17 protein-coding genes are annotated in these 15,296 nt (G+C 51.1%); 7 read left to right on the top strand and 10 right to left on the bottom strand.

Features of this window, described 5'->3' with window-relative positions; all coding sequences use genetic code 11:
• Nucleotides 1-80 precede the first annotated feature (80 nt).
• The 3 genes from MY052_RS13720 (at nt 81) to cedA (ending at nt 2,573) form a co-directional block, all read left to right on the top strand.
• Nucleotides 81-1,427: a 6-phospho-beta-glucosidase gene (locus tag MY052_RS13720; RefSeq protein WP_035897024.1), complete on the top strand. Its 1,347-nt coding sequence runs from the start codon at nt 81-83 to the stop codon at nt 1,425-1,427.
• A gap of 11 nt (nt 1,428-1,438) precedes the next feature.
• Entirely contained in the window at nt 1,439-2,194 is a 756-nt protein-coding gene (gene chbG / locus MY052_RS13715; RefSeq protein ID WP_115074727.1) for a chitin disaccharide deacetylase, read from the top strand.
• Nucleotides 2,195-2,333: 139 nt separating this feature from the next.
• The gene (gene cedA / locus MY052_RS13710; RefSeq protein ID WP_035892993.1) at nt 2,334-2,573 is read left to right on the top strand and encodes a cell division activator CedA; all 240 of its coding nucleotides are present in this window, start codon (nt 2,334-2,336) and stop codon (nt 2,571-2,573) included.
• Nucleotides 2,574-2,698: 125 nt separating this feature from the next.
• Here cedA and MY052_RS13705 read toward each other — a convergent pair whose 3' ends face one another.
• The 4 genes from MY052_RS13705 to hxpB form a co-directional block, all read right to left on the bottom strand.
• Entirely contained in the window at nt 2,699-4,090 is a 1,392-nt protein-coding gene (locus tag MY052_RS13705) for an L-cystine transporter (protein ID WP_035892992.1), read from the bottom strand.
• Nucleotides 4,091-4,267: 177 nt separating this feature from the next.
• Nucleotides 4,268-4,858 carry a metal-dependent hydrolase gene (locus MY052_RS13700; RefSeq protein WP_035892990.1) on the bottom strand — a complete coding sequence of 197 codons (591 nt, stop codon included), beginning with the start codon at nt 4,856-4,858 and terminating at the stop codon, nt 4,268-4,270.
• A gap of 89 nt (nt 4,859-4,947) precedes the next feature.
• Nucleotides 4,948-5,709 (bottom strand): 2-dehydro-3-deoxy-D-gluconate 5-dehydrogenase KduD, encoded by a 762-nt coding sequence (gene kduD / locus MY052_RS13695; RefSeq protein ID WP_035892987.1) that lies wholly within the window; start codon nt 5,707-5,709, stop codon nt 4,948-4,950.
• A gap of 153 nt (nt 5,710-5,862) precedes the next feature.
• On the bottom strand, nt 5,863-6,531 hold the full coding sequence (gene hxpB, locus MY052_RS13690) for a hexitol phosphatase HxpB (RefSeq protein WP_248537196.1): 669 nt from the start codon (nt 6,529-6,531) through the stop codon (nt 5,863-5,865).
• Nucleotides 6,532-6,666: 135 nt separating this feature from the next.
• On the opposite strand from hxpB, the gene MY052_RS13685 reads away from it, so the two are divergent.
• On the top strand, nt 6,667-7,203 hold the full coding sequence (locus tag MY052_RS13685) for a YniB family protein (protein WP_202215882.1): 537 nt from the start codon (nt 6,667-6,669) through the stop codon (nt 7,201-7,203).
• 82 nt (nt 7,204-7,285) lie between these two features.
• On the opposite strand, the gene yciA is transcribed toward MY052_RS13685, so the two are convergent.
• The 3 genes from yciA to MY052_RS13670 are packed head-to-tail and all read right to left on the bottom strand — an operon-like array spanning nt 7,286 to nt 9,030.
• A complete protein-coding gene (yciA, locus tag MY052_RS13680) occupies nt 7,286-7,684 on the bottom strand; it encodes an acyl-CoA thioester hydrolase YciA (RefSeq protein WP_035892982.1) in 399 nt (132 codons plus the stop codon).
• A gap of 15 nt (nt 7,685-7,699) precedes the next feature.
• Nucleotides 7,700-8,239, bottom strand: a complete 540-nt coding sequence (locus tag MY052_RS13675) for a septation protein A (RefSeq protein WP_035892980.1) — start codon at nt 8,237-8,239, stop codon at nt 7,700-7,702.
• A gap of 47 nt (nt 8,240-8,286) precedes the next feature.
• Nucleotides 8,287-9,030 (bottom strand): YciC family protein, encoded by a 744-nt coding sequence (locus MY052_RS13670; protein ID WP_248537195.1) that lies wholly within the window; start codon nt 9,028-9,030, stop codon nt 8,287-8,289.
• Between the two features lie 518 nt (nt 9,031-9,548).
• Between MY052_RS13670 and ompW the strand changes: the two genes are divergently transcribed.
• Nucleotides 9,549-10,184, top strand: a complete 636-nt coding sequence (gene ompW / locus MY052_RS13665; protein WP_035892976.1) for an outer membrane protein OmpW — start codon at nt 9,549-9,551, stop codon at nt 10,182-10,184.
• A gap of 155 nt (nt 10,185-10,339) precedes the next feature.
• Here the strand turns inward: ompW and MY052_RS13660 are convergent, their stop codons facing one another.
• Together MY052_RS13660 and MY052_RS13655 are read right to left on the bottom strand one after the other, a co-directional pair.
• A complete protein-coding gene (locus MY052_RS13660) occupies nt 10,340-10,831 on the bottom strand; it encodes a hypothetical protein (protein ID WP_181814588.1) in 492 nt (163 codons plus the stop codon).
• Complete coding sequence (locus MY052_RS13655; protein ID WP_248537194.1) at nt 10,815-11,621, bottom strand: winged helix-turn-helix domain-containing protein; 807 nt, start codon at nt 11,619-11,621, stop codon at nt 10,815-10,817. The genes MY052_RS13660 and MY052_RS13655 overlap by 17 nt, the downstream gene beginning before the upstream one ends.
• Before the next feature lie 423 nt (nt 11,622-12,044).
• Between MY052_RS13655 and MY052_RS13650 the strand changes: the two genes are divergently transcribed.
• A complete protein-coding gene (locus MY052_RS13650) occupies nt 12,045-12,629 on the top strand; it encodes a hypothetical protein (RefSeq protein WP_248537193.1) in 585 nt (194 codons plus the stop codon).
• A 113-nt stretch (nt 12,630-12,742) separates the two neighbouring features.
• Here MY052_RS13650 and MY052_RS13645 read toward each other — a convergent pair whose 3' ends face one another.
• Nucleotides 12,743-14,224, bottom strand: coding sequence for a UbiD family decarboxylase (locus tag MY052_RS13645; RefSeq protein WP_248537192.1), 1,482 nt, complete (start codon nt 14,222-14,224; stop codon nt 12,743-12,745).
• A 113-nt stretch (nt 14,225-14,337) separates the two neighbouring features.
• On the opposite strand from MY052_RS13645, the gene MY052_RS13640 reads away from it, so the two are divergent.
• On the top strand, nt 14,338-15,216 hold the full coding sequence (locus MY052_RS13640; RefSeq protein ID WP_248537191.1) for a LysR substrate-binding domain-containing protein: 879 nt from the start codon (nt 14,338-14,340) through the stop codon (nt 15,214-15,216).
• Nucleotides 15,217-15,296: the final 80 nt, after the last annotated feature.

Here is a 15,296-nt window from a genome sequence, read left to right as displayed (position 1 = left end):
CTGAAACAAAGCATTTAGCTCACCGTATATTATGCGGCGGGTAAGCCACGTTTAGCTTGTGGATCTCGAGGGAGAAAAGTATGAGCCAGAAATTGAAAGTCGTTACTATTGGTGGTGGTAGCAGCTATACACCTGAATTACTGGAAGGTTTTCTTAAACGTTATCATGAGCTGCCGGTAACGGAGCTGTGGCTGGTTGACGTCGAAGGCGGCCAGGAGAAGCTGGATATTATCCACGCGCTGTGCGAGCGCATGGTGGAAAAAGCGGGCGTACCGATGAAGGTCTATAAGACGCTGAACCGCCGCGAAGCGCTCGAAGGTGCCCATTTTGTTACCACTCAGCTGCGTGTTGGCCAGCTGAAAGCCCGTGAAAAAGACGAACGTATTCCGCTGAGCCACGGTTATCTGGGCCAGGAAACCAACGGCGCGGGTGGCCTGTTTAAAGGCTTGCGCACCATTCCGGTGATTTTCGACATCATTAAAGATGTTCAGGAAGTCTGCCCGGATGCGTGGGTTATCAACTTTACCAACCCGGCTGGGATGGTGACAGAAGCGGTTTACCGTCACACCAATTTCAAGCGCTTTATCGGCGTGTGCAACATTCCAATCGGAATGAAAATGTTCTTCACCGACGTGCTGCGCCTGACCGAGAAAGACGACCTCTCTATCGACCTGTTCGGCCTGAACCACATGGTGTTCGTCCGCGATGTGCTGGTGAACGGCGAGTCCCGCTTTGCGGAACTGCTGGACGGCGTGGCCTCCGGTACGCTGTCGGCGAATACCGTGAAAAACATCTTCGATATGCCGTTCAGCGAAGGGCTTCTGCGCTCCCTGAACCTGCTGCCGTGCTCTTATCTGCTGTACTACTTCAAGCAAAAAGAGATGCTGGCGATTGAAATGGGCGAATACTACAAAGGCGGCGCGCGTGCTCAGGTAGTACAGAAAGTTGAGAAGCAACTCTTCGAACTGTACAAAAATCCGGACTTGAACGTGAAGCCAAAAGAGCTGGAACTGCGCGGTGGGGCGTACTACTCCGACGCGGCGTGCGAAGTGATCAACGCTATCTACAACGATAAGCAGACCGAACACTACGTCAACATTCCGCACCACGGCCATATTGATAATATCCCGGCGGACTGGTCTATCGAAGTGACCTCCATTCTGGGCCGTGATGGTGCTAAACCGCACCCGCGCGTGACCCATTTTGATGAGAAAGTGCTGGGTCTTATCCACACCATCAAAGGTTTCGAAGTGGCGGCAAGCCAGGCTGCGCTTAGCGGTGAGTTTAACGATGTGCTGCTGGCGCTGAACTTAAGCCCGCTCATCCACTCTGATAAAGATGCAGAGGTGCTGGCTCGCGAGATGATTCTGGCGCATGAAGAATGGCTGCCGAACTTCGCTGCCACCGTGGAGAAACTGAAACAGTGACAGGAGGCATGATGGAACGTTTGTTAATCGTTAATGCCGACGATTATGGTCTGAGCAAAGGTCAGAACTACGGCATTATCGATGCCTGTAAACATGGTCTGGTCACCTCAACAACCGCACTGGTTAACGGTGCGGCTATCGACCACGCGGCTCGTATGAGCCGCCGTACGCCGGAACTCGCCGTGGGGATGCACTTTGTGCTGACGCTGGGCGAGCCGCTGTCGCCGATGCCTGGACTGACCCGCGAGGGGAAGCTGGGCAAGTGGATCTGGCAGATGGCGGAAGAGGACTCGTTGCCGATGGATGAAATTGCCCATGAGCTGGAGTGTCAATATCGTCGCTTTATCGACCTGTTCGATGCCGAGCCGACGCATTTTGATAGTCATCACCATGTGCACATGATCCCGCAAATTTTCCCGCTGGTGGCCGAGTTTGCGAAATCGAAAGGCATTGCGTTACGCGTTGACCGCACTATTCCGTATCCGTTTGAGTTACCGGAAGGGCTGCGCAGTACCGAAAGCTTTAGCAGTGAGTTCTACGGTGATGCCGTATCGGAAGCGCTGTTCCTGAAGGTGCTGGATAGCTCAATGGCACGTAATGAGCAATCTCTGGAAGTGATGTGCCATCCGGCGTTTGTCGACCGGACGATTATGGGCAGCGCGTATTGCTACCCGCGTCTTGATGAACTGGATGTGCTGACCTCTGAATCGCTGAAGTACGCGATTGCTGAACGAGGTTATCGTCTCGGGACCTACCGCGACGTGTAAGAAGAGTGATGTTTTACCCCCTCAACCCTTGCCCGGCAGCGTTCCTGCCGGGCTTTTTTGTGTATGACGCGCTCGGGTGAATCCTGCTATCATAAGCCTTTCCTGCTTTTGCTATTACTGATTGTGAATTTAACTGCTTATGAAACCGCTTCGCCAACAAAAACGGCAGATTATCAGCTATGTACCGCGTACTGAACCCGCTCCGCCCGATCACGCTGTGAAAGTCGAAGGCTTTCGCGATGTCTGGTTACTGCGCGGCAAGTACGTGGCGTTTGTGCTGATGGGCAGCGCGTTTTGTCGCTCTCAGGCGTTCACCATCCCGGAGTCGGCCCAGCGTTGGGCGGTGCAGATGCGGCAGGAAGGGGAGATAGACGCGTAATGGCGTGATACCGATATAAAAAAACCGCTGGCATACAAACCAGCGGTTTTTTTTGTAGTCCGGACGAGGCGTAACGCCGACTCCGGAGTCTCCCCGGCGTCGCTTTCGCTCGGCCGGGCTACAGGTTAGCGGTGGGCTAACTCTGCGTCTTCTTCGCTATTCAACACATCTTTGTCGGTCTGGCGCAGCCACTGGCTGGTCAGAGTACCGGCAGTCATCGAACCGCTCACGTTCAGCGCGGTACGACCCATATCGATAAGCGGTTCAACGGAAATCAGCAGCGCAACCAGCGTCACCGGCAGACCCATCGCTGGCAGCACGATCAGCGCCGCGAAAGTGGCACCACCGCCCACACCTGCAACACCGGCAGAGCTCACGGTCACGATGCCAACAAGGGTAGCAATCCACACCGGATCCAGCGGGTTAATGCCTACGGTTGGCGCAACCATCACCGCCAGCATTGCCGGGTAGAGGCCAGCACAGCCGTTCTGACCAATAGTGGCACCAAAGGATGCAGAGAAGCTGGCGATAGACTCCGGCACGCCCAGACGACGGGTCTGTGCTTCCACGTTCAGCGGAATAGAAGCGGCGCTGGAACGGCTGGTGAAGGCGAAAGTCAGCACCGGCCAGACTTTACGGAAATACTTCAGCGGGCTGACGCCGTTAGCACCCAGCAGCAGGCCGTGTACCACGAACATAATGATCAGACCCAGATAAGAGGCGACAACAAAGCTGCCCAGCTTGATGATGTCCTGCAGGTTAGAACCAGCAACGACTTTGGTCATCAGCGCCAGCACGCCGTAAGGCGTCAGCTGCATCACCAGGCGAACCAGCTTCATGACCCAGCCTTGCAGGGTATCGATAGCGGTCAGTACGCGTTTGCCTTTCGGCTCATCGTCTTTCAGCAGCTTCAGCGCGGCGACGCCGAGGAATGCGGAGAAGATAACAATGCTGATAATAGAGGTTGGGTTAGCGCCGGTTAGGTCAGCAAACGGGTTTTTCGGCACGAAGGAGAGCAGCAGCTGTGGCACGCTCAAGTCAGCAATTTTACCAACGTAGTTGCTCTGAATGGCGTTCAGACGCGCGGTTTCTGCCGTACCCTGAACCAGACCTTCAGCGGTCAGACCGAACAGGTTTGTAACCAGCACACCGACCAGCGCGGCAATCAGCGTGGTAAACAGCAGCGTACCGATGGTCAGGAAGCTGATTTTACCGAGCTGAGAGGCGTTATGCAGACGGGCTACAGCGCTCAGAATTGAGGCGAAGACCAGCGGCATCACGATCATTTGCAGCAGTTGCACATAGCCGTTGCCGACAATGTTGAACCACTGAATAGAATCTTTCAGCACCGGGTTGTCGGAACCGTAAATCATCTGTAGCGCAAGGCCAAAGACCACGCCGATAACCAAACCGACCAGTACTTTTTTAGCCAGACTCCACTGCTTATGGCGCGTTTGCGCCAGCGCAAACAGCAGTACCACGAACACAATAACGTTCGCTATTAATGGAAAATTCATCCCCGTTCTCCTGAAGTATTATCCACGGCGTTCAGCGGCAATAAAGACAGCCGCGACGTGTGTTTTTTAGATCAAATCCGTAAAGATTTGTCTGGATGTGAGAAGGTTAACAGAAGTGTATTAGTCCGCTTATATCCAAATGGAATTGATTATGCCAAAAGTGTGATTATCGCTGGATTATTGCTCAACGTGGCGACCGATAAAGCGGTTGAAGTCCGTTTGCAGCAAATTAATCATTGAGGAAGACCAACGGACCGCGCCGTTATCCGGCAGGGACTGCGGCATAAAGACGGCATAGGCGAACAGCGCCATGCAAAGCACACGCTCCAACTGGTTGCCTTTGCGCGGGGCGAGAATGGGCAGGCGGAAACGCCAGCGGCATGGCCAGAGCAGCGGCACGCCAGCAGGAGTAAGCATGTCAGCCAGAATATGACTGAGATAGCCCAGCACCATCCCCTGAAGCGCATCGGCCGGAACAATCCAGCTATCGGGTACTTTCAGATAGAACAACGTCAACGCGCCAAAAACGGCGAGCAGGCTGTGGGTGAACCCGCGGTGGCCGCAGAGTCGGGCGATGGGTTTCGATAACCAACTCAGCCGCTGCCCAAGCAGCGAGCGCGGGTGGTCAATATCTGGCAGCAGACAGGTCAATATCGCCGACGGCACGATATGCCACCAGTCCCCCTGAGCGAGAACTGGCGTAAGCTCGGCATTTTTAGCAAACACCGCGCAGGCGATGGAAAAGAGCAGATGACCTTCCGCCGTCATGATAAAACCCGTTATTCTGTAAATTCATACAGTATAGGGTTTTTATACAGTAGGCGGAAGAGGTTACAGTGTAACTCTTTGTCAAAAAGTTAACGCGCCAGCCAGCCACCGTCGACGGCAATGGTGTAGCCATTGATATAATCAGAGGCGGATGAGGCGAGGAAGACCACCGGGCCTTTCAGATCGTCTGGCGAACCCCAGCGGCCTGCCGGAATACGGTCAAGAATCTCTTTGCTGCGTTCGGCGTCTTCGCGCAGCTGTTGGGTATTGTTGGTAGCCATATACCCTGGCGCAATCGCGTTAACGTTAATCTGGTGCTGCGCCCATTCATTCGCCAGCAGGCGGGTGATGCCGAGGACGCCGCTTTTTGAGGCGGTGTAGGATGGCACACGAATGCCGCCCTGGAAAGAGAGCATCGAGGCAATATTAATAATTTTTCCGCCGTCACCTTGCTTCATGAACTGCCTGGCAACGGCCTGTGAGAGAAAGAACACCGATTTGATGTTCAGATTCATCACCTCATCCCAGTCTTTTTCACTAAAAGTGAGCGCGTCTTCCCGGCGGATAGTCCCGGCATTGTTGACCAGGATATCAATGCGGCCAGCCGCAGCAACGGCCGCAGGCACAATATCAGCGATGCTTTCTGCCTGACTCAGGTCGGCCTGAATCGCGTATAAACGCCGGCCCAGCGCCGCCACTTTTTCTGCGGTTTCCTGCGGCACCCGACGGCTGACGCTCACAATGTCGCACCCGGCTTCGGCGAGCCCCAGCGCCATGCCTTGACCCAGACCTTTATCACACCCGGTGACGAGCGCCACTTTGCCTTGCAGATTAAATGCGTTAAGAATCATGTCGACCCCTGTATGCGGTTTTTATCGTTATGAGAATGAGCTACAGACGAAAGCATAGAAGGGCGTAGTCGAAAATTCAAATAAAAATAAAACAGTGTTTCATTTTTATGAGGTGGTTATCATTTGCGGGCATAATGTATGCCCGCACAACCATTACCCAAGAAGATTTTCGCGCGTGAGGGATTCGAGGGAAGACAGTTTGATATCGGCCAGGCTGAAACGCGGGTCAAGTTGGCTTTCAGCCGCGGGAACCACGATAGAGCGCATGCGTGCGGCTTTGCTGGCAATCATCCCGTTAACAGAATCTTCCAGCGCCACGCAGTTGAGCGGGCTGACGCCGAGCTGTGCCGCACAGTTAAGGTAGACCTGCGGGTGCGGCTTGCTGTAATCCAGCTTATCGGCGGAAGCCAGCGCATCAAACTGGTCACGCAGGTCGAACATAGTCAGCACTTTTTCCAGCATATAGAGCGGCGATGCGGAGGCGAGACCGACCTTCAGTCCCTGAGCTTTGCAAAGCGCTACCGCTTCATGTACGCCCGGCAGCAGCGGACGCGTCTCTTCCACGAGGGAGATAACGCGGCTGATAATGCGCTCAACGACGGTTGCGCGATTCGGCCCCGTCCATGGTTGTTGCCCGAACCAGAGATCCACGACCAGATCGATACGCAGACCGCGGGTATCCGGAAGCTCATGACGGCGGGTGAAGTCTACCCCCAACTCGCTCAGGACTTCGTGTTCACCACGATCCCACAGCGGTTCTGAATCAATCAATAAGCCATCCATATCGAAAATCGCGGCACGTATTTGACGCTCGGTGGACATAACTACCTCTCCTTTAGGGTATCGAGTGCAGCAATGGTATATCATATCGCGCGTAAAGTCGGGCGAAAGTCACCTTCAGCGGGTAGACTAAATAAGCACTTAGCCCGAGCGTAGGCGTCTTAACAAGGGGAACCCATGACGTATCAACAAGCTGGACGCATTGCCATCCTGAAGCGTATCGCCGGGTGGGTGATTTTTATTCCTGCAGTGATTTCAACGCTGATTTCCGTACTCAAATTCATGTACGAGCACAGCGCTAAACAGCCGGGAATCGATGCCGTCATGATGGACTTCGTGCACGTGATGGTCGAAATGATGCGTTTCAATACGCCATTCTTAAATATCTTTTGGTACAACTCACCGCAGCCGGATTTCCATAACGGCCTGAATATTATGTTCTGGATTATCTATGCGCTGATCTTTGTTGCGCTGGCGCTGCAGGATTCCGGTGCACGTATGTCGCGTCAGGCGAAGTATTTGCGGGAAGGGGTGAACGATCAGCTTATCCTGGAGAAAGCGAAAGGGGCGGAAGGGCTGAGCCGTGAAGCGCTGGAAGCACGAGTCGAAGTGCCGCGTCACACGATTCTGGTGCAGTTTTTCCCGCTCTATATTTTGCCGATTATCATTATCGTGATTGGCTACTTTGTGCTGAAGGTGTTGGGTTTCCTCTAAGGTTGGCCATGCTGCCGGATGGCGCTTTGCTTATCCGGCCTACAAACAACAAGCCCGGCGATAGATTGCCGGGCTTGTTGTTTTATGCACTTGGGATAGCGCGAGGCTTACCTTGCGGGTCGACCGCGACGTAGATAAACAGCGCTTCGGTGGCCTTGTAGCGCTGGCCAATCGGCTCCGACGACACTTTCTTCACCCACACTTCTATGTTGATAGTGACTGACGTATTGCCACGTTTTACGCAGCGCGCGTAACAGCACACCACATCACCCACCGCAACCGGGCGCAGGAAGGTCATACCATCCACGCGAACGGTCACTACGCGGCCATGGGCGACTTCTTTTGCCATAATGGCGCCGCCAATATCCATTTGCGACATCAGCCAACCGCCAAAAATATCACCGTTGGCATTGGTATCCGCAGGCATCGCTAAAGTGCGTAATACCAGCTCACCCTGAGGCGCGTCATTTTGTTGAGTCATGGTTCTTCTCTGTACTTACTTATGGTCGTCTTGCGGCATATGACGATAGATGTAAACGCCGCTCAGCACGGTGAACACCAGCGTCAGAGCGGTTAAGCCAAACACCTTAAAGTTTACCCAGATTTCCTGCGGCAACCAGAAGGCGATGTAGATATTGGCTACGCCGCACAAGATAAAGAATACTGCCCAGGCCAGGTTCAGCCGCGACCACACGGTTTCCGGCAGGGTGAGTTCTTTGCCCAGCATGCGCTGGATAAGCGGCTTTTTCATCACCCACTGGCTCACCAGCAGCGCGCCAGCGAAGAGGGCGTAAATCACCGTCACCTTCCATTTAATAAACTCATCGTTATGGAAGAAGATAGTCAGGCCGCCAAACACTGCCACCAGAATAAAGGTGATAAGCGCCATTTTTTCAACTTTGCGGTAGCGCACCCAGCTGTAAATCAACACCACCGCAGTGGCGACGATCAGCGCGCTGGTGGCCGCATAGATGTCATAAATCTTATAGAACGCAAAGAAGACAACCAGCGGTAAGAAATCCAGAAACTGCTTCATACTTCGATTCCGTAGTTCAGCGCTGCCCACCGATGGGCAGCATCAGTTTATTGACGAATAAGCATATACACGCGGAATAAATAGATCAGCAACAAAGCCGAAACGAGGTTGCTAAGGGTATTGATCACCACGGCGCCGAGATAAGGAGTGAGTACGGCAAAGCTGGATGCCAGAAGCAGCAGCAGCGTTTTTGCCAGCATCCAGCCGATAACTGCCGGTGCGATAAGGCGCCAATTAGCCCAACCCAGACGCGTACTGACGCGAACGGCAGAGAACACGCCAAGTTTATCCTGCACCATGATAATCGGCGCGAACGCCAGCACGATAGCCAGCAGAATACCTGGGACGATAACCAACATCATGCCCATCTGGATCAAGAAAGTGCTGAGAAAAATAAGCACAAACATTTTCGGCAGCACCGGCGCGCTTGCGCCGATAGCGCGCAGAGCGCTCACGCGGTGTCCGGCGGAGATTAGCTGGATAAGCAGCAGGATCCCACCCGCGAGAACCGCATTACCGATGAGCCCAGAAAAGGTTGAAGCCGCAGAGGAGCGTAGCAGGATTTGCTGCTGCTCTGGAGTCATGTTCTGTACCAGATCGAACAGACCGGTGCTGCCCGCCAGATTATCCCCGGTGGTCAGCATCGCCAGCTGATCGTCGCTAGGAGAAAAAGCATGGCCGAGCACTACGGTGATAAATGAACAGAGCAAAGCAATCAGTAAGATGGTGACGAACTGATTACGGAAAAAATTACCCGTGTCACGGTATACGGACTGCGCCGTGATAGACATGCACTCTCCTTGAGTATGGCAGGTGTTGATTAGCCGGCAATTGTACCGCAAATCGCGTGGCCGTAGCACTCCCTACGCCAGCTGCGCTAAGTATATCTTTGTAAAAAGGAACTCATGATGTTGGTGTCAGAAAGTCCTGCAACGTGATTCCCCCATTTTCGCTCAACGTTCGGGCAGGAATGGTTAGTGCGGGTTGTGACCGAACAGGGGTTATAGGTCAGGCCCTTTTGACGGTGGGTTCCATCCCTGATGAGAGCGATTAGCAAACATCAATAGAATAATTAAGTATAAAAATCAGACTGTTCCATTCATCGCTATGAGAGTGCAGCGTTAAATCATTTGCGCGAAATTTATGAAATTGATGTAGATATAAATTCTGTGAATTCGATGTGGGCAAAAAATTAATCTAGATCAATAAATGTTAAAACTAATGATTTGGTGTGACTTATCTCGAGCAAAAAGCACTCCGTTATAGGTATATTCTCCGCGCTAGAAAAAACCATAACGAGGAAATGGATATGAAGAAGTTAGCAATGGCTGCATTAGTTTTGAGTACCTTTTCAAGCGGCGTCTGGGCGCACGAGGCGGGAGAATTCTTCATTCGTGCGGGTTCTGCGACGGTCAGACCGACAGAAGGCTCTGATAATGTTCTGGGCAGTCTCGGTGGCTTTAATGTCAGCAACAATACGCAATTAGGGCTGACATTTACCTATATGGCGACGGAGAATATTGGTATTGAACTGCTGGCAGCGACACCGTTTCGTCACAAAGTAGGGACCGGCCCCACCGGTGATATCGCGACCGTTCATCATCTGCCACCGACGCTGATGGCGCAGTGGTACTTTGGCGATGCGCAAAGCAAGGTACGTCCGTACATCGGCGCGGGTATCAACTACACCACCTTCTTTGATAACGACTTTAACGACACCGGTAAAAAGGCAGGACTTTCTGATCTGAGCCTCGACGACTCCTGGGGAGCCGCAGGGCAGGTGGGTCTGGATTATCTGATTAACCGCGACTGGCTGCTGAACATGTCGGTCTGGTACATGGATATCGACACCAACGTGAAGTTTAAAGCGAATGGCGTGAACCAGAATGTCAGCACCAGACTGGATCCGTGGGTGTTTATGTTCTCCGCCGGTTATCGCTTCTGATTTTTCGGCAAAACACCGACAAAACTGGTCATTATATGGCCAGTTTTTTTTCCTCGCTTTCCTGCACTGAACCAGTGCAGCCATCCTGGCGCTTCATACTCAGAAAGTGAATGGCCTTTCGCATTTCTTCTATACGTGCGTCATACGGCTTAATACTACAACTTCGTATTTACACATAGAAAAACGGGAGAGTGCAGGTTTTCAATAAGATAGGCGTTTCGGGTTGCGCGTATTTTTATGGTTCTTTTTTGCCCATCGGGAACATAAAAGAAATTCATCTTGAACTCATCGTCCGTTACTGAATCTTTCAGGTTTTTGGCATAGCGCATGTTATCTAATGAGATCTCACCCGGCGTCTTAACCTCGTAGTCAAATAACATCGTTCTTGAGATAGTCTGGGTACGATCGTCTTGTTTGATTTTCCCACTAAGAGCAACCTGCCCAGTATGGTTTCGGTGCAATCGGAAGGTGAGATCGATGGTGGCCGTTAGGTCAGGGTCCTTATACGCCATTTGTAGCATAGTAGAACAATCGACATTCATACTACCTCGCGGTTGACGAGTGAAGAGCAAGTATGCCGAAAGCAGAAGCGAGGCTATCGCAATGATAGCGGTTAAATACATTACCGGGTTACTTACTTTGTTCATAACCATTCCAGTAGTAATTCAAACATGAAATAAAACCATCACTGTTTGTTGTACAGCGGTTAATAAACACCCGGCCTTCCTTACCGTAAAGATATGACTCTGATACCTGGTAAAGAAATACTGTCCCTGGCAGGCAAGATAGTCCCTCTTTAGTGACCATTTTTATGAAAATGTCTTTTTTATTTTCAGATAATGAATCTGCATTTTTCTGAGTGGTATAAACAGGACAGTTTTTAAAATCAAACAAATGGTAAGTCGATAATTCCTCAATGGGGTTATTCTCGTCAAGTAAGTGCGTTTTTTCACGGACTAAAAGACTCATTAAGATGACGACCAGTGATAATGTTATGACTAATACAGAATAAAAATAATTAATTTCTTTATGGTTTTTAGACTTACTCTTCCCAACCTCAGCATTATTGGCTACGTTGGCTAAAGTCGTATTGGTGCACTCCTGAATAATTTGGACGTCTACGTCGCCGCTGAACATAAACCCGATTCGCGGGATGGTCGTGATACATTCATCATGCAGACCAAAAGCGACGAACTGTTTTCTTATTTCAGAGATGTATTTATTCAGTGTGTTATTTGACGAGCGCAGACCATAAACATCCCAGACATTCTCCAGAATTTCATCACGAGCAACGACCTGACCTCTGCGCGCCAGGAGAAAAGAAAGCAATCTGTTCATCGTCACCGTTAGCGTGATGTCGGTAGATTCATCCGTTGCGAGCCACATAGCTCCATCATCGGTTCGATACATAATTAATGAGCCAATTCTGAACACCATTACGTGTCTCCATACATCGCAGGGGAAGATATCGACACGCAATTAACTTGTAGATATGCCCGTTGTTTACGTTTCTCCATTATCTCATACAAGATCAATCCAACAACGCATACGGTTAAATGGTTTGTATTTTATTTATATTTAAGAATAAAAATTTGAATAATGGATAAATATCAATACAAATTGCTGTAATAGGGCTGAGTAAGTAGGATTGATGTCAACCGCTATTCAGAGCGGGATAGACGAAACGATAAATAGAGTCGCTTGCCATGATGCCCTTTCTAACCAGCAAAAGGATTGTCGGCCTGAGTCTGTATCGTTATGTCTAAAAACTCATGGTATAGCTGATATTCGTTTCAGCTTCTAATAATAGATTAACGTTGGGGAGATAGCTGGCCTCTCCCTGATTGATGGAAAATGACTGTGAATTATTATATTGAGACTCGTAATCAATTCTTACGCTTTGCACTTGAAACGTTATATCAGCAAAACCAGTTCGCGCAGAATACCTGTATCATCGACCTAGCTTCCTGCCATTCTTTGCTTGACGTTTTGCGTTATGTTCGACGTAATAATGATGTAAACCGATTTATTTTCATCGGTAATTCTTCTGCGGTTTCTCGGGCGCTGGTGTCACTCGTTTCTATAGAGAATCATGCTCCAATCGAGAAGTATCATGAAGTAATATGTGATTGCCCTGGTATAAGCTACGAAGTCGCAATGCGTTTATTATTGGCGCGCCGAAATATGGATAATTTTACCCATCGAGATAAAACGACGGTCTATGGGCTTTTGCTCAATGACTCAATGAATGAAGCCGCAAGGGTAATGGGGATAAGCGTCAAGCTGTTTTATATGCGCGTCAATCGGCTGGTAAAAGTGTTGAACATGCGTAGTAGTCTTCAGGTACACCAGTTCTTTCGATACGAATATCATCCGAGCTTTGTCAGGCGGAAAATGAATGAACATCACTGTGTATCGGTAAGGCAATGGCGAGAAATCTGGTAAATAGCCAATAACCCACCTTAGCGGGTTATTTTGTAACTACAACGCTGGCAATGCCGCCCAGGCGACCTGGTATCTCTTCACCCCAAAAGGGACGAAGAGCGGCGTGACTTGCCCTATTTTTGGAAAAGCGCTGGTGCCCACGGTGTAGGGTCAACCTCCATAAAGGGGGCGCGTTCAAACTGGGATTTCAACGCCCACGGCACGGTACAGTCAAATACTGTCTTACAGGTAATGCCATTTGCACGGATTGAATGGCTGTAATCTGGCGATTGTGATGGATCTAACTGGTGCCCGCGCAGCCCCGGCAGATTTGTGATGCTGACATCGCCCTGCATTCGGGTCGTCATGGCCCAAAGAATGTCGTCGCTGTCGAAGATATCCACGTCTTCGTCGACGAGAATAATATTCTTAAGCTCGGAGTAGGTGGCTAAAGCGATAGCGGCTGCCTGCCCCTGACGTCCCTCATCAGACGGTTGACGTTTTTTCACCTGCAATATCCCGAGGAATTTACCGCCGCCAGCAGTATGGGCATAAACGTTTTGCAGAAATCCTGGAATAGCCGCTTCGATAGCATTACGAATACTGGCCTCCGTCGGTAGACCGGCAAGCGTGGTGTGTTCTTCGCCAGGCCCCACCAACGTTTGCAAGATAGCGTGGTGACGCATGGTCACAGCTTTGATCTTGATAACCGGTAAGGAGGGGTTAGCGCCGCCGCAGTAGCCTGGGAACTCCGGCATTGCATGTCCGGTATTGGTATGCTGATCCTCTCTGACTCGCACGGCTGGCAGGATTTCACCTTCGATAATAATCTCTGCACGCGCAATGGCCTTTTCCTGTACGGAGACACCCTGAACCAGTTCAACAGGATGCTGACGTAGCGAGCCTGCAACGCCCAGTTCGTTATAACCAAATGGCGTGGTCGGGGCTTCAAAACAAGCGCCAATATAGATAGCCGGGTCGAGCCCCATATTAATGGTCACCGGCAGCGGTTTTCCTGTCTCTTCCGCTTTTTTGCGAAAGACTTCGATATGGCGTCCGGCAGCGAGGAATATGGAAAGCTCGTCACGCTCCTGCACGCAGAGACGGTGAATGGTAACGTCAGTGAGCGACGAATCTTCTGGATCGCTCGCTAGCACCAGGCCAAGGCAGAAAAACGGGCCTGCATCAATCGGCGTGTTGGTCGGTGCTGGAAGCAGTTTGCGCAGGTCAAAATCAGGGTCGTCAGCGTAGAATACCTGTTCCTGGCAGGGTGCCTGTGAGGCTTGGACAACGACGGGCGCAACCGGTGTTTTTACCGCGTGACCGACATGCTGGGCGAGTTTGGATGGTTCGCAGCCTAACAGCAGCGCGGCGCGTTCCCGGCTGGCGTGCATTCCCACAAGAATACGAGAATCTGGAAAGCCTTTAATACTATTGAACATCATCGCAGGGCCAATGCGTGTTGGACGTTTTACCGTGCCGCCGGCGCCAATATGACGATAAACGCCTGCGAGTTCCGCGTTAGGGTCAACTGGGTGGTCGGTTTCAATATACTGACCGTCGTGGCGTTGTAACAACGCGATGGCGCTTCTGAGATCGTTAATCTGGTTTTCCATGTGCTTCTCCTGATTGTCGTTAACCCCATTCTCATCCGAATGCGAAATACCATCAATTGCATCATTCATGCTATTTTGATAAGAATTTTATTATCATTTTCTCGGTGGAACGTATGCAATTTCGACTGATGCGCAACTTTATCATCGTGGCCGAAGAGCTCCATATGCACAAAGCCGCAGAGCGTTTGAGTATGGCGCAGCCTGCGCTGAGCCAGCAGATTAAAACCCTGGAAGAACGCTTAGGCGTTACGCTGTTTAGCCGGGCAAATAGGCGCTTAACGTTGACACCAGCCGGTGAAGCATTCCTCAATAAATCCAGGATTGCCGTGTCGATGGCGGAGCAGGCGGTGATCGATGCCCGGCAAACGGCCAGAGGGGAACAGGGCATTTTAAATCTCGGATGCGTACCAAGCGTGATGCTCGACGGTAAACTTCCAGGCGACCTGCGTCGGCTGCATGCGCAATGGCCCGCTATCTCATTGTCAATGATGACGGGGAATGTGCAAACGTTGTACGCCGCCGTGCAACATAACCAGTTGGATGTTGCCATCATCCGCGCGCCGCTTCCGGCGTTACCGGATGATCTGCAAAGCCGACCTTTTACCTCAGAAAAAACGGTACTGGCGCTCTATACGCAGCATCCCTTGTCCACCTCTTCGGCGTTGACGCTTTCCTCCGTTAAAGACGACAAATGGATTTCTTTGCATGACCCAGAAGGCGTAGGGCTGGAACAATTCTTCTATGATGCCTGTAACAGCGCGGGGTTCCAGCCTCAGGTGATACAACACGTGACCGATGTCCTTGCCGTTATTAGCCTGGTCTCGGCGGGATTCGGCATTGCGTTATTACCTGCTTCTGCCAGGGCAGTCAGGGTCGAGAATGTTATTTATGTGGATATCATCGACAAGCTTGCGGATAGCGAGTTAACGCTGGTATGCCACAGAATCATTCGCTCGGAGGTGTTAAATAAATTTCTGAGGAGCCTTAAATAGCCGCAGCGCGCCACGTATGGCATTTCTGCGTGTTATCGACCATGCTTACGGTATAACAAACAACGCTACGGTTTCCTTAC

Origin of the sequence: Kluyvera ascorbata, from assembly GCF_023195735.1 — a bacterium.
GTDB lineage: Bacteria > Pseudomonadota > Gammaproteobacteria > Enterobacterales > Enterobacteriaceae > Kluyvera > Kluyvera ascorbata.
Note: the sequence above shows the minus strand (reverse complement) of the source record. Positions and strands in the feature narration are given on the sequence as shown.